This is a genomic window from Rhizobium sp. BK176 (assembly GCF_024808055.1).
Genome location: NZ_JANUBV010000002.1, coordinates 563,057 through 583,535, shown reverse-complemented (window position 1 = coordinate 583,535; position 20,479 = coordinate 563,057). Strand labels below are relative to the sequence as shown.

At 61.2% G+C, this 20,479-nt stretch carries 20 protein-coding genes and 1 tRNA gene; 13 read left to right on the top strand and 8 right to left on the bottom strand.

Annotated elements, in window-relative coordinates:
• The first annotated feature begins 119 nt into the window (after positions 1-119).
• From FHT76_RS12130 to FHT76_RS12120, 3 genes are read left to right on the top strand one after another with little or no spacing between them, the layout of a single operon-like run.
• The gene (locus tag FHT76_RS12130) at positions 120-707 is read left to right on the top strand and encodes a tetratricopeptide repeat protein (RefSeq protein ID WP_259126553.1); all 588 of its coding nucleotides are present in this window, start codon (positions 120-122) and stop codon (positions 705-707) included.
• Between the two features lie 52 nt (positions 708-759).
• Positions 760-1,365 carry an RNA polymerase sigma factor gene (locus FHT76_RS12125; protein ID WP_259126554.1) on the top strand — a complete coding sequence of 202 codons (606 nt, stop codon included), beginning with the start codon at positions 760-762 and terminating at the stop codon, positions 1,363-1,365.
• A complete protein-coding gene (locus FHT76_RS12120; RefSeq protein ID WP_259126556.1) occupies positions 1,362-2,153 on the top strand; it encodes an anti-sigma factor in 792 nt (263 codons plus the stop codon). The genes FHT76_RS12125 and FHT76_RS12120 overlap by 4 nt, the downstream gene beginning before the upstream one ends.
• Positions 2,154-2,290: 137 nt before the next feature.
• Here FHT76_RS12120 and FHT76_RS12115 read toward each other — a convergent pair whose 3' ends face one another.
• The 5 genes from FHT76_RS12115 to FHT76_RS12095 form a co-directional block, all read right to left on the bottom strand.
• On the bottom strand, positions 2,291-4,504 hold the full coding sequence (locus tag FHT76_RS12115; protein WP_259126557.1) for a xanthine dehydrogenase family protein molybdopterin-binding subunit: 2,214 nt from the start codon (positions 4,502-4,504) through the stop codon (positions 2,291-2,293).
• Positions 4,501-5,478 carry a xanthine dehydrogenase family protein subunit M gene (locus FHT76_RS12110; protein ID WP_183860112.1) on the bottom strand — a complete coding sequence of 326 codons (978 nt, stop codon included), beginning with the start codon at positions 5,476-5,478 and terminating at the stop codon, positions 4,501-4,503. The genes FHT76_RS12115 and FHT76_RS12110 overlap by 4 nt, the downstream gene beginning before the upstream one ends.
• A gap of 3 nt (positions 5,479-5,481) precedes the next feature.
• Positions 5,482-6,123: a (2Fe-2S)-binding protein gene (locus tag FHT76_RS12105; RefSeq protein WP_210296591.1), complete on the bottom strand. Its 642-nt coding sequence runs from the start codon at positions 6,121-6,123 to the stop codon at positions 5,482-5,484.
• Positions 6,124-6,306: 183 nt separating this feature from the next.
• Entirely contained in the window at positions 6,307-7,212 is a 906-nt protein-coding gene (locus FHT76_RS12100; RefSeq protein ID WP_246712553.1) for an AraC family transcriptional regulator, read from the bottom strand.
• A gap of 139 nt (positions 7,213-7,351) precedes the next feature.
• Positions 7,352-7,425 (bottom strand) — tRNA-Gln (locus FHT76_RS12095).
• Between the two features lie 256 nt (positions 7,426-7,681).
• Between FHT76_RS12095 and FHT76_RS12090 the strand changes: the two genes are divergently transcribed.
• Genes FHT76_RS12090 through FHT76_RS12080 form a run of 3 tightly spaced genes read left to right on the top strand, consistent with a single transcriptional unit; the run spans position 7,682 to position 10,385 of the window.
• Entirely contained in the window at positions 7,682-9,214 is a 1,533-nt protein-coding gene (locus FHT76_RS12090) for a Ppx/GppA phosphatase family protein (RefSeq protein ID WP_183860111.1), read from the top strand.
• Positions 9,215-9,223: 9 nt separating this feature from the next.
• The gene (locus tag FHT76_RS12085) at positions 9,224-9,943 is read left to right on the top strand and encodes an RlmE family RNA methyltransferase (RefSeq protein WP_183860109.1); all 720 of its coding nucleotides are present in this window, start codon (positions 9,224-9,226) and stop codon (positions 9,941-9,943) included.
• A gap of 58 nt (positions 9,944-10,001) precedes the next feature.
• Positions 10,002-10,385 carry a VOC family protein gene (locus FHT76_RS12080; RefSeq protein ID WP_183752531.1) on the top strand — a complete coding sequence of 128 codons (384 nt, stop codon included), beginning with the start codon at positions 10,002-10,004 and terminating at the stop codon, positions 10,383-10,385.
• Positions 10,386-10,388: 3 nt separating this feature from the next.
• Here FHT76_RS12080 and FHT76_RS12075 read toward each other — a convergent pair whose 3' ends face one another.
• On the bottom strand, positions 10,389-11,813 hold the full coding sequence (locus FHT76_RS12075; RefSeq protein ID WP_183860108.1) for an MFS transporter: 1,425 nt from the start codon (positions 11,811-11,813) through the stop codon (positions 10,389-10,391).
• Positions 11,814-12,066: 253 nt separating this feature from the next.
• Here FHT76_RS12075 and FHT76_RS12070 point away from each other — a divergent pair, with 253 nt between their 5' ends.
• From FHT76_RS12070 to FHT76_RS12060, 3 genes are all read left to right on the top strand, one after another.
• The gene (locus FHT76_RS12070) at positions 12,067-13,059 is read left to right on the top strand and encodes an MBL fold metallo-hydrolase (RefSeq protein ID WP_183860106.1); all 993 of its coding nucleotides are present in this window, start codon (positions 12,067-12,069) and stop codon (positions 13,057-13,059) included.
• A gap of 178 nt (positions 13,060-13,237) precedes the next feature.
• Positions 13,238-14,722 carry an IMP dehydrogenase gene (guaB, locus tag FHT76_RS12065; protein WP_183860104.1) on the top strand — a complete coding sequence of 495 codons (1,485 nt, stop codon included), beginning with the start codon at positions 13,238-13,240 and terminating at the stop codon, positions 14,720-14,722.
• Between the two features lie 2 nt (positions 14,723-14,724).
• Entirely contained in the window at positions 14,725-15,285 is a 561-nt protein-coding gene (locus tag FHT76_RS12060; RefSeq protein WP_183860102.1) for a hypothetical protein, read from the top strand.
• Between the two features lie 2 nt (positions 15,286-15,287).
• On the opposite strand, the gene FHT76_RS12055 is transcribed toward FHT76_RS12060, so the two are convergent.
• Positions 15,288-16,205 (bottom strand): LysR family transcriptional regulator, encoded by a 918-nt coding sequence (locus FHT76_RS12055; RefSeq protein WP_183860100.1) that lies wholly within the window; start codon positions 16,203-16,205, stop codon positions 15,288-15,290.
• A 95-nt stretch (positions 16,206-16,300) separates the two neighbouring features.
• On the opposite strand from FHT76_RS12055, the gene FHT76_RS12050 reads away from it, so the two are divergent.
• The 3 genes from FHT76_RS12050 (at position 16,301) to FHT76_RS12040 (ending at position 18,562) form a co-directional block, all read left to right on the top strand.
• Positions 16,301-17,056 carry an SDR family oxidoreductase gene (locus FHT76_RS12050; protein WP_183860099.1) on the top strand — a complete coding sequence of 252 codons (756 nt, stop codon included), beginning with the start codon at positions 16,301-16,303 and terminating at the stop codon, positions 17,054-17,056.
• Positions 17,057-17,157: 101 nt separating this feature from the next.
• The gene (locus tag FHT76_RS12045) at positions 17,158-17,580 is read left to right on the top strand and encodes an MAPEG family protein (protein ID WP_183860097.1); all 423 of its coding nucleotides are present in this window, start codon (positions 17,158-17,160) and stop codon (positions 17,578-17,580) included.
• Between the two features lie 106 nt (positions 17,581-17,686).
• Entirely contained in the window at positions 17,687-18,562 is an 876-nt protein-coding gene (locus tag FHT76_RS12040; protein WP_259185605.1) for a dienelactone hydrolase family protein, read from the top strand.
• Here the strand turns inward: FHT76_RS12040 and FHT76_RS12035 are convergent, their stop codons facing one another.
• Positions 18,563-19,468, bottom strand: coding sequence for a hydrogen peroxide-inducible genes activator (locus FHT76_RS12035; RefSeq protein WP_259185615.1), 906 nt, complete (start codon positions 19,466-19,468; stop codon positions 18,563-18,565).
• 375 nt (positions 19,469-19,843) lie between these two features.
• Here FHT76_RS12035 and FHT76_RS12030 point away from each other — a divergent pair, with 375 nt between their 5' ends.
• Positions 19,844-20,476, top strand: coding sequence for a TetR/AcrR family transcriptional regulator (locus tag FHT76_RS12030; protein WP_246712551.1), 633 nt, complete (start codon positions 19,844-19,846; stop codon positions 20,474-20,476).
• Positions 20,477-20,479: the final 3 nt, after the last annotated feature.

Here is a 20,479-nt window from a genome sequence, read left to right as displayed (position 1 = left end):
TCGCATTTATTCGCCGGCGGTGCAGCGCAGCGCTCCAAAAAAGAAGAACAAGCAATCGAATAAACTGCCATTCAACAGTGTTCACTCGCCGCCAACGTCATTTTCTTAGGAGATATCCCATGACGATCGCGACTGTTCGTATTGCTTCCATCCTGGTCGGCGGCTGCATTGCCGCTTTCGCGCTTTCGGCTCCCGCTTTTGCAGTGGGTGGCGGTGGCAGCGGCGCTGGTGGCGGCAGCGGTGCCAGTGGCACGGGCGGCAGCAGCGGCACCATGCCGACCTGCAAGAAGGGCCAGCTGTATGACAAGAAAACAAGGAGATGCGTCAAGCAGAGCAGCGCCAACGTGACGGAGGAAAACCGCACGGACTATGCCTATTCGCTGGCAAAGGCTGGCCGCTACGAAGAAGCGATTGCCATGCTCGATACGCTGAAGGACCCGAACACGGCTGAAGCCCTGAACTACCGCGGCTACGCCACCCGCAAGCTCGGCCGCACGGACGAAGGTATTTCCTACTACCTGAAATCCGTCGAGATCGATCCGAAATATGCGCAGGTTCGCGAATATCTCGGCGAAGCCTACGTGGTTAAGGGTCGCCTCGATCTCGCCAAAGAACAGCTCGAAGTGATCAAGACGCTTTGCGGCAGCACCGAGTGCGAGGAATACGAGGACCTCCACGAAGCAATCATGAAGCCCTCTAAGATGTGATTTCCGGCGACTGGACAGGAGCGCGCAATCACGGTTGACAGGAACCCTCCAAATGCCGTTCGCGTACACCACATTTCCTGCCTATAGTCCTGCAACGCCAAAGCCGCCGGTACAACCGGCGGCTTTGGAAGGAAAACTTGTGGCGGAGGCTCACATCGCAAGCGAAGCCGATATCAGAAGCGGCCTGGCGGACAATCTGCTGCGGCTGTGGCGCTATGGCCTTGTGCTTTCGCATCGCCGCGACGTTGCCGACGATCTCGTGCAGCAGACCTGTGTCCGCGCGCTTGAGCGTGTCGGGCAGTTCGAAACGGGAACCCGGCTGGATCGATGGTTGTTTTCCATCCTGCATTCCATCTGGCTGAATGAGATCCGGTCGCAACGAGTGCGCCTTGGTCGGGGCTTCGTTGATGCCGACGAGGCCTTGGTCGTCGATGGTGCCCGCGAAACGGAAACACATGTCATGGCGAACCAGGTTCTGCGACTGGTCAATACGCTGCCGGACGCGCAGCGGGCAGCCGTGTTCCTCGCTTACGTAGAAGGTCTTTCCTACAAGGAAGTAGCAGACGTATTGGACATCCCGATCGGAACGGTGATGAGCCGCCTTGCTGCCGCGCGCGCCAAGATCGCAGCCAGCGTATCGGGGGGAGGGGACACATGAGCGACAAGAACAAAATCCCCTCCGATGAGGAATTGACGGCCTATATCGACGGTGAGTTGTCGAATGCCGAGGTATCGCGCATCGAGGCGGTTCTGGGCTCTGACGAGCATGCGGCCGCAAGGCTGGCGTTCCTGTCGCAGAGCAGCCTGTCATTCCAGCAGGCCTTCGAACCATTGCTGTCCGCGGCACCGAAGGCGAGGCTCGATGCGATGCTGGGCATTCTGCCGGCCGAGGCAAGGCCGGTTCGGGCGCGCTCCAATCGCCGCGGCTTCCTGGCTGCGCTTGCCGCCTGCCTGGTCGCCGGTGTTGTGGCCGACCGGGCCGTCATCGGCATTCGCAACCGCGTTCACGCACCCGACGAAAGCAATGAATGGCGGGCCGTGGTCGCCGAATACATCGCTCTCTATACGCCAGACACCCTGGCCGGACCGTCGCCATCCGCCGAAGCACAGGTCGCCCAACTCGCGCGCCTCGACGACAAGCTTGGCCTCTCGTTGTCCCCTGAAGCCGTGTCGCTGCCGGGCATCGAGTTCAAGCGCGCACAGATGCTGCAGTATGACGAAAAGCCGCTCGCGCAGATTGCCTATCTCGATCCCGAGACCGGACCGCTGGCGCTCTGCATCGTTCGCTCGGATGTCGGCATGAAGGAGCCTGACGTCGAAGGCCGAAATGGCATGAACGTCGTCTACTGGTCGAACGCAACGCACGCCTTCATGTTGATCGGCCGCATCCCGATCGATCGGATGCAGGAACTGGCGGATGGTGTCAGGGCAAGGATGTCGGCGTAGTCTCGGCCAGGTGTGGCCGAGTGGGCATCGGTTGGCCCTCTAGGCCAGGCTCTCCTCGTCTGCGCGAGGCCAGGATATTGTCTTCCAGACCGAGGCAATTCCATTGCCTGCATCCGATCCGGAAGACCATTTGATGGCTATGCGGTCAGCATATCTTCGATCCGGATCGGCAGGGTTCGCACGCGTTTGCCTGTCGCATGGAAGATTGCGTTTGCGATCGCTGGAGCGGTGCCGACGAGTGCTATCTCGCCAAGGCCCTTCACGCCGAGCGGGTTAACGTGAGGGTCGACTTCCTCCACGAAGTGTGCCTCCAACGTCGGGATGTCGAGGTTTACCGGCATCAGATAGTCGGCCATGTGAGCGTTGACCGGGCGGCCATCGCGCGGATCGAGTGCCGTCTGCTCCATAAGCGCCATCCCCATGCCGCCAATCATGCCGCCGGTGCACTGACTGCGGGCGAGAAGAGGATTGACGACGCGACCGATCCCATAGGCACCGACGATGCGGCGGACGGTGATCGTGCCCACATCCGGATCGATGGCGACCTCCGCAAATACAGCTCCGAAGGAGTGCATCGAATATCGCTCCGCCACGCTCGGATCGCGCTGCGCGGATCCACTGGCTTCGATCGGACCGCGGTTGGCGACAACAATGTCCTGATAAGAAATGCCCAATGACGCTTCGCCGCGGCGCCGAAGCGTGCCTTCGCGCCATTCAAAATCTTCTATCGACGTTCCCGAAACCGGCAAGTTGGCGCTTGTGGTTGCAAGCCGAGTCGCTTCTGCCTGCACCTCGAGACAGGCAGCACGGATTGCCGACCCGACTGACGCCATCGTCCAGGAGCCACCGTGCGAGGGTGTTTGCGGATAGTCCGACCTTCCAAGCTTGAAACGGATTCGCTCCAACGGGAGGCCGAGGAATTCCGCCGCCACCTGGCTCATGGAAGTATAGGTTCCTGGACCCATGTCGCTGGCGGCTGCCTCTACCTCGGCCGTTCCGTCTGCAAGCAATCGCACTCTCGCGTTTGCCGGTGCATGGAAGGCCGGATAGGTCGCGCTGGCCGTTCCCATGCCGATAAGAAGACGCCCGTCGCGCATGGAGCGCGGTTGGGCGGTTCGTCGCTTCCAGCCAAAACGCTCGGCGCCGAGGTCGTAACATTGGATGAGCGACCTGCTGGAGAACGGCTTGTTTTCGCCTTCATCGATATCAGGTTCATTACGACGCCTCAGCTCGATGGGGTCGATACCGAGTTTGTAGGACAATTCGTCGATAGCGCTTTCGAGCGCAAAGATGCCGCTCGCCTCGCCGGGACCGCGCATATGATTTGGCGTGCTCGTGTCGAGCTGCGCCAAGCGGTAGCCGGTCTGGACGTTGGGGCAGGAATACAAGTAGTCGGTGACCGAGGTTAGCGCCTCCGTAAATTGCTCATAGCGGCTCGTTTCTCCCGTACCTTCATGGATCACAGCGGTAAGCCTGCCCTCTGACGTAGCACCGAGCGCAACCCTCTGAAAGGTGCGTGGCCTGTGACCGGTTGTGAAGAACATCTGCTTGCGGGTGAGCACGAGCTTGACCGGCCGTCGGATCTGGCGCGCCGCCAGTGCTGCCAGCGTAACGTGCGGCCACGTCCTGAGGCTGGTTCCGAAGGCGCCTCCGATAAAGGGACAGATGACTTCGACATTCTCCAGCGGCAAGCCGAATACTGCCGCGATTTCGGCTTGCTCATTGACCAGATATTGGCTCTTGCTCCATAGGGTCACACGGTCGCCGCTCCAGGATGCGACCGTTGCGTGCGGCTCCATTGGATTGTGGTTCTCACGCGCAATATTGTAGGTCTCGTCAATGACGACAGGCGCCTCGGCCACTGCCTTATTGGCATCCCCTCGTGATCTGTCGACGCTACCCGCTTCCGGAATGATGCGCTCAACCCTCCGATCCGTCGGGTCCGTGAGCGGCTGCTGGGCTTCATAGGAAATGTGCAGTTCTGCGGCAGCCCGCTCGGCATGATCGATGCTGTCCGCAACGACTACGGCGACGGGCTGGCCGTAGAAGCGCACCTTGTCGTCCTGCAGGACATGAAGGCGGTCCCCCGACGCCGGATCGATGATGGCCCTATGCGGCAGATAAGGCAGCCGTTCGGCGTTACGATGGCTGATGACGGCGATGACGCCCGGCATCTTCTCGGCGGAAGTGCTGTCGATATCGGTGACCGTACCGAGGCCGATCGTGGAACTGACGATGGCGGCGTAGGCTTGGCCAGGTTGATTGAAGTCGGCCGCGTATCGGGCGCCGCCCGTCACCTTCTGCGGGCCGTCGACTCTAGTTCTGGCTGTGCCGATGAGATTGGTTGTCATGCGACTTCTCCTGCCATTTCGAGGGCACGGACAATGGTCCGCGGCAGTAGCTCCACCTTGTAGTGGTTATGGCTTAATGGACGGGCACCGTCGGTCGCCAGATGGGCGGCAGCCTCGAAGCTTGCGCGATCTGCGGCATTGCCGGCAAGGGCCGCCTCGCAGGCTCGCAGACGCCAGGGCTTGGTGCCGACCCCGCCCACAGCGATACGCGCTGAGCGGATCAGCCCGTTGTCGACATCGATCGCGACTGCCGCCGAAACAAGCGCGAACTCATAGGAAGCCCGGTCGCGTACCTTGAGATAGCGTGCGCGTCGGCTGTGGGGTCCGCCGGGGACGCGGATCTCCAGGATCAACTCGGCCGGAAGGAGCGTATGCTCCAGATGCGGAGTGTTTCCGGGCAATCGGAAGAGGTCTTCGACGGGGAAACTGCGCTCGCCTTGCGGACCCCTGACCCGCATTGTCGCGCCGAGTGCGACGAGCGCGACCGCGACATCCGAGGGATGTGTCGCGACGCATTGATCGCTGGTGCCAAGGATCGCGTTGCCCGCATTGAGGCCGTCGATCGCGGCACAACCGGAGCCGGGAGCCCGCTTGTTGCAGGCAGCGTCCAGCATCCGGAAATAAGGACAGCGGCATCGCTGCAGCAGATTGCCGCCCATCGAAGCCATATTCCGCAATTGTGGCGAAGCGCCTTCGATCAGGCTCTCCGCGATCACCGGCTGCAGGCGCTGCACGTCCGGGTGGGTAGCAACGTCGGACATCCGGGCGAGCGCGCCAATAACCAGATCCTCACCATCCACTCGAACATCGCCCAAGGGGAGGGCGTTGATATCCACGAGCTGATCCGGCCGTTCGACCTCCTCGCGCATAAGATCGACAAGCGTCGTTCCGCCGGCGATGTAGCGCGCGCCGGCGGCTGCGGAGGCTATCGCGGCTTCGGTGTTACGTGCCTTTTCCAATACAAACGGAAGCATGGGTCAGCTCCTTTCGGCCGCGTCAGCGATCGCAGCGACGATGCCTGGATAGGCGCCACAGCGACAGATATTGCCGCTCATCCAGAACCGGATATCCTCGAGGGACGCCGCATGGCCCTCGGCAATGCAGCCTAGTCCCGACATGATCTGGCCAGGAGTGCAGAACCCACACTGCAGGCCTTCATGCTCCACGAACGCCTGTTGCAGTGGATGAAGCTCGCCGTTCCTTTCGAGCCCTTCGATGGTTTCGATTTCGGCTCCGTCATGCATGGACGCCAACGTCAGACAGGAAACGATACGTCTGCCGTTGAGGAGAATAGTGCATGCGCCGCAGGCGCCCTGGTTGCAGCCCTTCTTCGTGCCGGTGAGATCAAGAGTTTCACGCAAAACGTCGAGCAGGGATTGCCGGGAATCGACCTGAAGTTCTCTTGCCGTTCCATTCACGACGAGCCGAACCGGCCCTGTCACGCCGCTGGTTGTCACGCTTGGCGGGGACGACTGCGATTCAGCATGGGACACGGACGCGAGTGACACGACGCCTCCCGCCATCTGAAGAACCGTGCGGCGTGAAACCGATATCGAAGCGGCGGAAGAGTGCTCCTCCGGTCCAGCCTCATTTGACAATGTCTGGTTTTGATTGGTCATCTTGGCCTCCTGACGCGGACCGCGTGCGAGGCTTGGCCAGTTAGCCAGCCCCCACCGCACCTTCGCTTAACGCTATCTGCCGATTGCTCGCAGACCAGTGCACAGAGTGCTGTTTTTTGTATGCCAGTGCTACCTTGCAATAAAGCGCCGTGGCCCGACGGGACCGTGTCGGATGGAGCTTGCCTAGAGGCTGCGAAGGCGCCGCCACGAGCCGGGTGTGACACCAACCGCCTTGGAAAAGCTACGCGTGAAGTGGCTCTGATCGGTAAAACCGCATTGATGGGCGATCAATTCGATCGGCACGGAAGGCTTCAGAAGTAGATTTTTTGCTCGTTCTATCCGCTGCGCCTGCAACCACTGAAGCGGCGGCAGGCCCGTCGTGGCCTTGAATTCGCGTGCGAAATGGCTGCGTGACAGGCCACACCCGCGAGCGAGTTCCCCAAGACCGATCTTGCCGTCGAGGTTCGCCAGCAGCATCTCCTTCGCCCGACGCTCTTGCCACTGCGCCAGTCCCCCACGGATCGCATGTACGACCGCAGGCCGCTCGGCATACGCAACGCTGATGTGCGTCAACAGAGCCAGCGCAATGCCATCAGCAAAAAGCTGAGTCGCAGTCTCCTGCTGCTCGAAAGCGGTTACCAGGCATTCGCCCAGATTTCTGATCACGCCATCATCGAAGGCCACGCCGCTGGCGGTGCGGAGCGACCCGACCGACCCCAGATCGTGCTCGTCGTGGAACTGCTGCAATGCCTCATGCGACGCATACATGGACACACAGTCGACAGCTCCACGAGTCAGCGAGGCATGTTCCTCGTTGAGGTCAAGGAAAAGAAACTGCCCGGCATTGAGCGGCATCGCGGGCATTGGTCTGTCATTGACCCAATAGGGATACTCGGCGAGATAGCGCCGCTGGAGGCAGATCAAGTAGCCGTTGCTCCGTTCCATGCGGACCGGAGCTTCGTTTTCCGGTTCATTCCAGCGCAATCGACCGCCGGTAACTTCCGCCAGTTGCAAAAAGCGCGTGGAAAGGGTGCGAGGTTGCTCCAACCCCACAAATCGACCGATGCTCCGTCCAAACTCCTTCGCCATCGTCGCCCCCGGTGTGGAAACCAGCCATGTAAATAGCATTGCGCAGGGGAATTCAAAGCGAAATCAAGTTACCGTGGGAGGTGGTAGGGCTGCCGGGACTAAGGTCAGAGGGAGATCGGCACGCAGCAAAGTGGAGAATTGGCTGGGGAACCTGGATTCGAACCAAGATCGACGGAGTCAGAGTCCGCTGTTCTACCATTGAACTATTCCCCAGCAGCTGCGGCGCTCGAAGCGGCTCCGCTGGTGTGCGGCGCTTATAAACAAAAGCTGGCGGATTGCAAATACCTGTTTCGAAAAAAATGACCAGGGATTTTGCAGCGGGTTTTGATCTCAAAAAGTTGGCTTATTTCGCAACTGCCAAAAAGAATTTGGTGATTTCGCGATGCGCTGGTATCTTCGCGGCAACGCAAAATCGAATGAGCGCCTGCTGCATACCTTCTGGACTTGCGCGGTGCGATGGAAAAAGAACGTGGAAGACCCCGAAGGCGGCCAAGGGCCGCAAGGTAACGGGGCGTTGGCGGCAGGGCGCAAGGACGGCAAGAAGTCCAGGCGCCGCAAGGGCAAGCGTGGCGGGCAATCCCGCAGCGCGAACCAGTCCGCTCAGCATGTCCTCTCAGGCGAGACCGGAGAGGCGGCACGCCCAATCGAAGCCGGCAACGCGGCGCGCAAGCGAAAGCGTCGCCGTCGTGGTATAGGCGCCTCAGGCGAAGCCGCGCAACAACATCGTCAAAGCAACGAAGTTTCCGCCATCGCAGCGCAAGCAGCTCGCGTTGACAGCGAGTCGGTACCGAGCCGCCGCAATCGCCGCAAGCATCGCGGCAAACGCGGTCTGCAGGGACGTCCCCTGGTGCATGAGAAGCCGGTCGGACGTCCAGCTCAGCCGCAGCAGGCGACCCAAGGGAGCGACACCGCTGAATCGCGGATAGGTCAGAACGAGAATCGGGCGCCGCGGCAGGCCGAAAATGGGTACCGCAATCACGGCGAACATCCGTGGCCGGACGAGCTCTATGCCGCTCTCGATCTCGGCACCAACAATTGCCGCCTGTTGATCGCGCAGCCGACGCGGCCCGGCCAGTTTCGCGTCGTCGATGCCTTTTCGCGGATCGTGCGCCTCGGCGAAGGATTGGCGGCAAGTGGTCGGCTCTCCGACGATGCGATGGATCGGGCGGTCGATGCGCTGCGCGTCTGCGCTTCCAAGCTGAAAAGCCGTGAAATCCGCCGGATGCGGCTGATCGCCACCGAGGCCTGCCGGCAGGCGGTCAACGGCGCCCAGTTTCTCGAGCGCGTTGTGGCCGAGACCGGCCTCGAACTCGAGATTATCGATAGGGAGACGGAAGCGCGGCTCGCCGTTTCCGGCTGCTCGTCTCTGGTCGGTCGGGAGACACGGTCGGTTGTCCTCTTCGATATCGGCGGCGGCTCCTCCGAAATCGCGGTCATCCGCATCGGCGATAGCCGCTTCAATCGCCTCGCCAATCACATCACGCATTGGACCTCGCTTCCCGTCGGCGTCGTGACGCTTTCGGAGCGTCACGGCGGGCGGGATGTCACGCCGGACGTCTTTGAAGGAATGGTCGTGGAGGTGGAGGGCATGCTTGAGCGCTTCGATTGCCCTGCGATCGACATCGGTCATGCCGGTGACTTCCATCTCATCGGCACATCAGGAACGGTGACGACGTTGGCCGGCGTTCACCTCGATCTGCCGCGCTACGACCGGCGCAAGGTCGATGGTATCTGGCTTTCCGACGACGAGGTCTCGGCTATGCAGGCCAAGCTTCTGTCGTGGGATTTCGCCAGCCGCGCCGCCAATCCCTGCATCGGGCCGGATCGCGCCGACCTGGTGTTGGCCGGTTGCGCCATTCTCGAAGCGATCCGCCGTCGCTGGCCGAGCCCCCGTATGCGTGTTGCCGATCGCGGCTTGAGGGAAGGCCTGCTGACGGACATGATGGCGGATGACGGCGTCTGGCGGCGCCACCGCAACCGCCGCGGTCAGCGCGGCAAATAGGGGACAAGCATGGCGAAGCCAACCATTGCGGGCAACCGCACCGGCCGCAAACTCGGTCAGCGCGTCAAGAACAAGAAGATGAAGGCGTCGTCGCGGCAATGGCTGCAGCGCCACATCAACGATCCCTATGTGCAGCGTGCCCAGCTGGAAGGCTATCGCGCCCGCGCCGCCTTCAAGCTGCTAGAGATCGACGAGAAGCACAACATTCTGAAGGGCGCCCGCCGCATCATCGACCTCGGTGCCGCACCGGGGAGCTGGTCGCAGATCGCCGCCAAGGTCACAGGCTCCACGGACGAAGATATCCGCGTCGCGGCGATCGACTTCCTGGAGATGGATCAGCTGCCGGGCGTGAAGATCCTGCAACTCGATTTCCTGGATCCGTCGGCGCCGGCGCAGCTGATCGAGGCGGTCGGCGGCACGCCGGATGTGGTGATCTCGGACATGGCGGCGCCGACGACCGGCCACCACCGCACCGACCATTTGCGTACCATGCATCTCTGCGAAGTCGCGGCCCACTTTGCCGTCCAAGTCCTGGGTGAGGGCGGCCACTTCCTGGCGAAGACCTTCCAGGGCGGCACGGAGCGCGATCTTCTCAACATGCTGAAGCGGCATTTCAAGCAGGTAGTTCACGTCAAGCCGCCGTCGTCGCGTGCGGAGTCGGTCGAAATGTTCCTGCTGGCGAAGGGCTTCAAGGGACGGCAACCCGAACCAGATATTTCGGAAGCTTGATCTTTGGGCTGGTCTTGAGTGATGATCGATGCCCCCAGACCTGGAATGCCCGGCTACCATGCTCCTATACGTTACCCTCGGAACCAATGATATCGATCAGGCGAGGCGGTTTTACGACATCGTCCTGCCAGTGCTCGGTTACCGCCGTCAACGCTATTCCGAAGAAGAGATCGGCTACGCCGCAGATGGCGACACCCGCTGCCGGCTCTGGGTCGTCACCCCGTTCAATCGCCGGCGGGCCTCCAACGGCAATGGTTCTATGGTCGCGCTGCATGCCGAACGCCGAGCGGATGTGGATGCGTTCCACGCTGCGGCACTGGCCGCAGGCGGCGTCGACGAAGGCGCGCCGGGATTGCGGCCGTTCCATGCCAATTTCTATGCCGCCTACGTTCGAGATCCGGACGGCAACAAGCTGAGCGCTGTCTGCGAAACTCCGGAATAGCCCTTACTTCACCGCTTGCTGTGCGGCCTCGATTGTTGCTGGGGAGATGCGCTTTACCCGGTGGCCGGAGACGACCGCCCCGGCGCTCTTGTCCATCCGGATGAAAGGGATCGTTGCCACGACCGTCAGGACCGCGATGACATAGAAGGCGATGTGGAAGTCGGCCACCTGCAGTGCCTCGCCGCGGAAATAGATCGAGGTCTCGAGGATTGCCGCGGCAACCGCGACACCAAGCGCCAGGCTAATCTGCTGCATCACCGAACTCATGGAGGTAGCCTGGCTCGCCTGCGCATCTTCGATGTCGGCAAAGGCCAGCGCATTGACGCCCGTGAAGAAGAACGAGCGCGAGAAGCCGCCGACAAGAAGGACGGCGATGATGACCAGGTGCGGTGTTTGCGGCGTGAAGAAGCCCGTCACCACCGTCACAATCGTCGTGACGCCCGCTGCCGAAAGCAGCGTCGTGCGGAAGCCTGCCGCCGCAAAGACGCGGCGCGCCATGAACTTGGTGGTGATCGCGCCGATCGCGCCGGCAAAGGTGATGAGGCCGGATTGGAACGGCGTCAGACCGAAGCCGAGCTGCAGCATCAGCGGTGTCAGGAAGGGCATTGCGCCGATGCAGATGCGAAACAGTGTGCCGCCGGTGGTCGATGCCCGGAAAGTCGGGTTTTTGAAGAGGTTCAAATTGAGGATCGGCGCTGGATGCCGTTTGGCATGGCGTACATAGAGAAAACCGCAGATGAGACCGATTGCCGTCGCCGTGATGCCGATCACAGGCGGCAGAGCCGGCAGGCTGACGACCGAGAGGCCGAAGACCACGCCGGCCGCCGAAAACGATGTCAGCACGAAACCCGTCACGTCAAGCTTTGGCGGCGCGGTCGCTTCCACCTCCGGCAGGAAGATTGTCGCGAGCCAGACGCCGATGATGCCGACCGGCACATTGATCAGGAAGATCCAGTGCCAGGTAAAATAGGTGGTGATGAAGCCGCCGAGTGGCGGTCCGGCCAAGGGGCCGACCAATGCCGGGATGGTCAGCAGCGCCATCGCCGAGACGAGCTCGCTTTTCTTCGTCGTCCGCACCAGCACCAGGCGGCCGACCGGCGTCATCATCGCGCCGCCCATGCCCTGTAGGAAGCGGGCGACCACGAACTCGATCAGGCCGGACGAGATCGCGCAGAAGATGGAGCCGACGACGAAGACGCAGATGGCAAGGCGAAAGATGCGCTTGGCGCCGAACCTGTCAGCCATCCATCCGCTGATCGGAATGAAGACAGCGAGCGATACCATGTAGGAGGTCAGCGCCAGCTTCAGCGTGATCGGCCCGACATGGAGGTCGTTGGCGATGGCGGGGAGGGCGGTTGATATGACGGTGGAGTCCATCTGCTCCATGAAGAGAGCGACGGCGAGGATCAGCGGAACAATGCGGTTCATGCGCGAATGCCTTGAGGGTCTTGCGAAGGCGTCTGGGGGCCTGTGCTCTGTAGTCCTCGGGAAGACCTCTGCCAACCCCTCATTCCGCTTCTGAAACACGTTTGCATCACGTCTGCGTGAGACTGCTTGCTCAGCAATTTCAACGGTCAAGATTGACATATGTTCGTTTCGGCCAGCTGCAAGAAAGATGGCAGCGGTTCGCTATTTGGGGGCTGGGCGGCAACGATGTCGAACGCTATTGGAAGGATGGGATATGGCAGTACCGTCGGGGATGAAACGGCGCACCTTATTTGCAGCGGGCATCGGCCTGCTGGCGGCGCCGATGATTTTGACAGAGACGGCCGCAAGGGCCGCAAGCGGAGACAAGACCAAGATGGATGCGACGACGCAGCCCCAGTTCAATCAATTCAAGCTCGGCTCCTATAAGTTTACCGTCTTTAAGGACGGCGCCAATGTTGGTGAAAAGCCCTACGAGACATTCGGGACCAATCAGAAACCGGAAACTGTCCAGGAACTGCTCGCGAAGAATTTCCTGCCGACCGAGAAGTTCGTCAATTCCTATGCGCCGACGTTGATCGATACCGGCTCGGACGTCATCCTTGTTGATACCGGCTTTGGCGAAGGCGGCCGTGCGCGAGGCAATGGCCAGCTTCGCGATGGCCTGAAGGCGGCTGGCTATTCGCCCGACGACATCACTGTGGTCGCGCTCACCCACCTGCATGGCGACCATATCGGCGGGCTGATGGAAGGCGGGGCTCCGGCCTTCAAGAATGCGCGCTACGTCATCGGCCAGATCGAATATGACTTCTGGACCGACAAGGCCCGCGAGGGCACGCCGGCCGAAGGCGGCCACAAGGCGGTTCTCGCCAACGTGGTGCCCCTTGCCGAAAAGGCGACGTTCATTGGCGACGGCGGCACCGTCACAAGCGGCATTACCGCGATGCTGGCACCGGGTCACACGCAGGGTCACATGGTTTTCCACGTCGAATCCGAGGGCAAGCGCCTGGTGGCAACAGGCGACACCGCCAACCACTATATCCTGTCGCTGCAGAAGCCGGATTGGGAGGTTCGTTTCGATATGGACAAGGCCCAGGCCGCTGCCACCCGTCGCAAGGTGTTCGGCATGATCGCCGCCGAGAAGATCGCCTTTGTCGGCTACCACATGCCGTTCCCGTCGGTCGGCTTCGTCGAGACCTACGAGGACGGCTATCGCTTCGTTCCGAAGACCTACCAGTTCGACCTGTGAAGTCGCTGCATGGCAGCCATACCGGGCCCGGCGGACACGCCGGGCTTTTTGCTATTCCCTTCCTGTCATAGACGTGTTACCAGCCCTCGCCAACTTCCAAAGCAACCCTTGCACACCGCCGGTGCGGACGATTCGTTCCGGGAGGCGTTGCATTTTTCTTAATTGAAGGAAATTGGCCATGGCTCGCATCATAGAAACGCCAACCGGTTTGGACGCACTCACCTTCGATGATGTGCTCCTGCAGCCCGGTCATTCCGAGGTTCTGCCCGGTCAGACGAGCGTCGCAACCCGCATCGCGACCGACTTCGAGCTGAACATTCCGATCATCTCTTCAGCCATGGACACTGTCACGGAAAGCCGTCTCGCGATCGCCATGGCGCAGGCCGGCGGCCTCGGTGTCATCCACAAGAACCTGACGCCGGCCGAGCAGGCCGAGCAGGTCCGCCAGGTCAAGAAGTTCGAAAGCGGCATGGTCGTCAACCCGGTGACGATCGGCCCCGACGCGACGCTCGCCGACGCGCTCGCCTTGATGAAGATCCACAGCATCTCCGGCATTCCCGTCGTCGAAAAGACCGGCCGTCTCGTCGGCATTCTGACGAACCGCGACGTTCGCTTCGCCTCCGATCCGAGCCAGAAGATCTACGAGCTGATGACGCGAGAGAACCTCGTCACCGTCAAGGAAAGCGTCGACCAGCAGGAAGCCAAGCGCCTGCTGCACGCTCATCGCATCGAGAAGCTGCTGGTGGTCGATGGCGAGGGCCGTTGCGTTGGCCTCATCACCGTCAAGGATATCGAAAAGTCGCAGCTGAACCCGAATGCATCGAAGGATGCGCAGGGTCGCCTGCGGGCCGCCGCCGCCGTCGGCGTCGGTGACGATGGTTTCGAGCGCGCCGAGCGCCTGATCGAAGCCGGAGTCGACCTTCTCGTTGTCGATACCGCGCATGGCCATTCGCAGGGCGTTCTGAATGCCGTGGCGCGCGTGAAGAAACTCTCCAACTCCGTGCGGGTCATGGCCGGCAACGTCGCCACATCTGATGGTACCAAGGCGTTGATCGATGCCGGTGCGGATGCCGTCAAGGTCGGTATTGGCCCGGGCTCGATCTGCACCACGCGCATCGTTGCCGGTGTCGGCGTCCCGCAGCTCGCCGCCATCATGTCGGCCGTCGAGGCAGCACGGGCGCAGGATATCCCTGTCATCGCCGACGGCGGCATCAAGTTCTCCGGCGACGTCGCCAAGGCGATCGCGTCAGGCGCCTCCGCCGTGATGATCGGCTCGCTGCTTGCAGGCACCGATGAAAGCCCCGGCGAAGTCTATCTCTACCAAGGCCGTTCCTTCAAAGCCTATCGCGGCATGGGCTCCGTCGGCGCCATGGCGCGCGGCTCGGCAGACCGTTACTTCCAGGCGGAAGTGCGTGACACGCTGAAGCTCGTGCCTGAAGGCATCGAAGGCCAGGTTCCCTACAAGGGTCCAGTATCCGGCGTCCTGCACCAGCTCGCAGGCGGCCTCAAGGCGGCGATGGGCTATGTCGGTGGCAAGGACATCAAGGACTTCCAGGAGCGCGCGACCTTCGTGCGCATCTCGGGTGCCGGTCTTCGCGAAAGCCATCCGCATGACGTGACGATCACCCGCGAGAGCCCGAACTATCCGAGCGCTGGCGGCTGAGAATGAACGCGGGCAGCCGTATTCCACTCTGGATTATCGCGCTGCTCGCGGCCATCTGCATCGGTGTGCTTGCGTGGACGACATTCGGCTTTGTCGTCCCCTTCAAGCACGAGACCGGGCAAGCGGTTCTCGATATCTATTTCGCCGGCTATGACGAGTTGACCGTCGGTCGCATGCAGCGGCTCCTCGGCGAGAACGATGTTGCCAATAGTCTGCTGCGGGCCATGTACGCCGGTCCCGAGCTGATCTTTCCGGCACTTCTGACCGCACTCCTTTTGCTGGTCTTGATGAAGTTGCGGCCGGGCGGATCCTATTTTGCGCGTCCGATCAGTCCTGCCCTCATTAAGCTCATCTATGTGCTGCCCTTTGTTTACGGTCTTGCGGACTATGGCGAGAACATCGCTAGCTTGATTGCCTTTGGCGGCAGTGCCTGGGCAGACCGGGCCGCCGAGCTATTGCCATGGATGACTCGGCTGAAATTCGCGAGCCTCGCCATCTGCCTGATCATCATCGCCCGTTTTGCTATCGTTCGAGCCATGCACCGCGGCGACGGCGAACGGTAGCCTTATCGCGGCCACCTCCAGGGCGGATTGGTAAGGCGGGCTGCCATGAACTCCGCCAACACCTCGACCTTTGCCGGTCTTGCGCGTGCAGATGGCGTGACAAAATAGAGTGCACCGCTCGGCAGGCTCCAATCAGTCAGGATCGCCTTCAAACGCCCGTCAGCCAAGTATTCGCTGGCCATGAACTCCGGTAGTTCGCAGATGCCGAGGCCGCGCAGCGCCATTGGGATCAATGCCTCCGAGTTGGTCGCCCGGAGCGGACCGGTTGGCGTGACGAATTCCTCGTCGCCAGCCTTGTTCGTCAGGCGCCAAATGTCCTGTCGCGGGCGATAGGCATAGCCGAGGCAGTGGTGAGCGGCCAGCTCGCGTGGATGCTGCGGGCATCCGTATTTCTCAATATAGGCGGGCGACGCCAGAATGAACGGGGCAACCGGCGCGAGCCGCCGGGCGATCAGCGATGAGTCGGGCAGGACCGCGATGCGCAGCGCTGCATCAAAGCCTTCCGCCACAAGATCGACGCTCGCGTCGCTCATGTGAAGGTCGATTGTGATATCCGGGTAAAGCTCGAAGAAGTCAGGCAGGATCGGCGCAATCCAGTGGACACCGAACGTCATCGGCGCCGCCAGCCGGATCAGACCGCGCGGACGGCTCGACAATTCGAGCGCCGCTTTCTCGATTTCCTCGGCATCCGTATAGATCCGCGACGCCCGTTCGGCGAGACGGAGGCCGAACTCGGTTAGCGATAGCTGGCGCGATGTGCGATTGAACAGCCGGGCGCCCAGCCTCTCTTCCAGGCGTGCGACGCCGCGCGAAACGGTTGCCACGGAGATGCCGAGTGTCTTCGCGGCGCGGGCGAACGACCGTTCCTCCGCCACTTTGGCAAACATTGCGAGACCTTCGAAATCCGGCAGCTTCATCATTTCATTTCTGCAACAATGGATTTCATGCCTTTCTATTCCGAAATGATCGCGTCGTCCATATCTCCTGCTCAGTCGAACAAAAGGAGACGACTGATATGACACAGAGACTGAACGGGAAGATTGCGGTCATCACAGGCGCGACATCGGGGATCGGCCTCGCCACCGCCAAGCGTTTCGCTGCCGAAGGCGCGCGCCTCTTCATCACTGGACGCCGGGCGGATGTGCTCGAGGCGGCCGTCGCCGAGATCGGCGGCAACGTCACCGGCATCCAGGCTGATTCCGCCAAGCAGGCTGATCTCGATCGCCTCTTCAATCGCGTGAAGGACGAAGCCGGTCGCATCGACGTTCTCTTCGTAAATGCAGGCGGCGGCTCATTCGCGCCGATTGGCCAGATCACCGAAGAGCAGTTCGACGACACGTTCAATCGCAATGTGAAGGGCGTGCTCTTCACGGTGCAGACGGCGCTGCCGCTGCTCGGCAACGGCTCGTCGGTCATTCTAACCGGCTCGACCGCTGGCGCGACCGGTACGCCAGCCTTCAGCGTCTACGCTGCCTCCAAGGCAGCGATCCGCAACTTCGCACGCAACTGGATCCTTGACCTGAAGGATCGCGGCATCCGCATCAACACCCTGAGCCCCGGCCCGACCGAAACCACCGGCCTGGTCGAACTCGCCGGCAAGGACAAGGCACAGCAGCAGGGTCTTCTCGACTATCTCGGCTCGCAAGTTCCGATGGGTCGCGTTGGCCGCGCCGAAGAAATCGCCGCCGCCGCTCTGTTCCTCGCCTCGGATGAATCGAGCTTCGTCACCGGCGCAGAACTCTTCGCCGATGGTGGCATAGCTCAGGTCTGATGCCAGCCTCGCCCGTCGCAGAATTGCGGCGGGCATTTGCGGCGTTCGCGGTTTTCCTCTACAGCACGGAAATAAAACGGAAAACTGCAAGGAAAGACAGCATGACCGGCTACGAGATGTTTTGGCCCATTATCGCCCACGTAGCCTTGGTTTATTTGCTCTACATGCTGCTCGGCTATCGCCGCCGGCAGCTGGTTCAGGCGGGCAAGGTTCGCCGATCGAACTACCGCGAAAATCGCGACGAGCCGCTGGAAGGTCTCGTCGTCAAGAATTGCTTGGCCAACCAATTCGAACTCCCCGTGCTGTTCTATGCCTGCTGCGTCCTCCTCTACATGACCGAAGCCGACAATCTGGTCGCCGTCGGGCTTGCCTGGGCCTTCGTTGCACTCCGCTATCTGCACGCCTTCGTGCACGTCACCAGCAATGACCTCCGTTACCGCAGTCCGCTTTTCGGGGCTGGCTACGTGGTGCTCGGCGCTATGTGGGTTTGGCTGGCCATCTGGATGGTCTTTCCTAATGGCTGATCGGCTGAACCGCTTGAAGTAACGCAGTTTTGTTCCCGCGTTACCGGTCACTGACCTATCTTCCCCGACAGGTGAAAGCCAACAGGTAGGGAACGGGAGACCTCACATGGACAAGCCGGAAATCACGCAGGCGATGATCAACGCCTACGACGAATATACGCATCTGACACTCGACCGCCGCAACTTCATGGACAAGCTGACGAAACTGGCCGGTTCCGCCGGTGCAGCGGCCGTCATCGCGCCGATGCTCGCTGCCAACAAGGCGAGCGCGGAGATGATCTCGGCCGATGACAAAAGGCTGGTGGCCAAGGACGTCACCTATCCCGGCGGCACTGGCGAAATGAAAGGCTACCTCGTCGAACCCAAGGATGCCTCCGGAAAGCTCGGCGCCGTGATTGTCATCCACGAGAACCGCGGCCTGAACCCGCACATCCGCGACGTTGCGCGCCGCATGGCGCTGGAGGGCTTCATCGCCTTGGCCTCGGACTTCCTTTCCCCTCAGGGCGGTACGCCTGAAAACGAGGACAAGGCCCGCGAGATGTTCGCCAAGCTCGATCGGCCCGCTACCGTCGCGAATGCCGAAGCGACGCTGACCTATCTGGGCAAGCTCGATAATTCCAACGGCAAAGTCGGTGTGATTGGATTCTGCTGGGGCGGAGGGCTCGTCAACGATTTTGCTGTTGCCTCACCGGACCTGAAGGCCGGCGTCGCTTACTACGGTGCTCAGCCGAAGGCGACCGATGTACCAAACATCAAGGCGGCGCTGATGCTGCATTATGCTGGCCTCGACGACCGCATCAACGCCGGCATCGACGCCTACAAAAAGGCATTGCAGGAAAACGGCAAGGACTTCCAGATCTTCGTCTACGACGGCGTCAACCACGCCTTCAACAACGATACGTCGTCGGCGCGATACGACAAGAAGGCCGCCGACCTTGCCTGGACGAGGACGGTCGAATTTCTGAAGAAGAACCTCGGCTGATCAGGCGGGCAGCTCGCGCGGGGTAGGGGCGACGGCAACGATCGCCTCCGCCAGCGCCTCCATCTCCTTGCCGCGATGGTTGCTGCGCCGCCAGGCAAGGCCGATTTCGCGCGACGGCTGTGGATCGGTGAAGGGAACGATACGGATCGAATTGCGGCTGGTCTCGGTCGGAATGGCCATTTCGGGGATAAGTGTCATCCCCATGTCGTGCGACACCATCTGCAGCAGCGTCGCCATCGACGTCGCGCCGAAATTGACCAGGCTGCGCTTGCCGGCGCTGCAGACGGCGAGCGCCTGGTCGCGCAGGCAATGACCCTCCTCGAGCAGCAGCAGGCGATCGACATTTACTTCATGCTCGGTCAGCGGGGATGTCAGCACGGCCTCGCCGTTATCCGCCACCGCCATGAAGAAGCGGTCGGTGAAGAGTGGCCGCGTCTGGATGCCTTCGATATCGAGCGGTAATGCCGCGATCACGGCGTCGAGCTTTCCGGTCAAAAGGTCCGCCATCAATCGATCTGTGACCGCTTCCCGCAACTCCACCTCAACGCTTGGATAGGTCTTACGCAAATGCGGAACGAACTGTGGAACGAGGTAGGGGGCAACCGTCGGAATGATCCCGATGCGGATCAGTCCTTCAAGCGTGCCGCCGCCCTTTCGCGCGGTCTGCTCGAGCAGGTCGACCTGATGCAGAATGGCGCGGACGTAGTGCAGGACTTCCTCGCCCTTCGGCGTCAGGATGGTGCTCTGCCGGGTTCGCTCGACAAGCTTGGCGCCGAGATACTCTTCCATCTCCATGATCTGCGTCGACAGGGCCGGCTGGCTGATGTGGACCATTTCGGCCGCCCTGCCGAAATGGCGTGTCGTTGCCAGTGCATCGAAATAGCGCATCTGTCGCAGGGTCAGCATGATAAGTTCTTTCAATCGAATGTCTCAGTAAATACGATTGGAAGTTATCGAAGGTCAATGAATTTACGACAGGGGCCGCTGGGTAGTCGGCATTGTAGCAGCCGATGGCGGGATGGGTGCCGCGACGCCGGCTGCTGCGAATCGGTAGTGCCCAAACAAGCGGCACGAGCGCGCATCGAGCGACCGCGATTGCGTTCGCTTGCGGTCGAAACTGGACCAAATCCGGGTGTATCACCCCGATTTTGCTATGCTTTTCTGGATCCGTACAATCCAATCTATCTCGTTTACGAGTCGTGAAGACCTGCATGTCATATCGGCAAAAAGGCGCCGGCATGAATGTCCTCCGTCGCTCCACATAGAACAAATGGGAACGACATGAAGGTCGGAAGTTTGGATCGTATTGGCCTCCGCCGGAAGCCAAAGCAGGAACGCAGTATTCAAAGGCTCGACCTGATCTTGTCGGCCGCAGCAGCAATTATTGCCGAAAAGGGCGTAAGCGCCATGCGAATGACGGAACTGGCCGTCGCCGCCAAGGTGCCGATCGGCTCCGTCTATCAGTATTTTCCAGAGAAGGCCGCGATCGTCAAAGCGCTCTTCGACCGCCATGCTTCGGCAATTCAGGCCCGTATCGCCGAGGCTTTTTCGTCAGTGCACTCTGTCGATCATGCGCTTGAGGTGCTCGCGGCGACGATCGACTGGCACTACGAAGACTATCGTAACGACGCCGCCTATCTCGGTATCTGGATGGGCACCGAGACTGACCACGATCTGTTGCGCCTCAACATCGAGCACAGCAAGCGGATTGCCGACATTTTTCAAGATGCCGTCCGCCGCGTCGCCCCCGAACTGTGTGCGGCCGACATGCAGGCCAGAACCTACCTCTTCAGCCATTTGCTCGGCGCCTCGATCCGCCTTGCGGTCGTCAGCGAGGACACGCTCGCCAGGCGCATTCTCGACGAGTGGAAGCGCGTGATCCGCACGGCCTTCCTCTCGCCGGTTGCTGCGTGACGG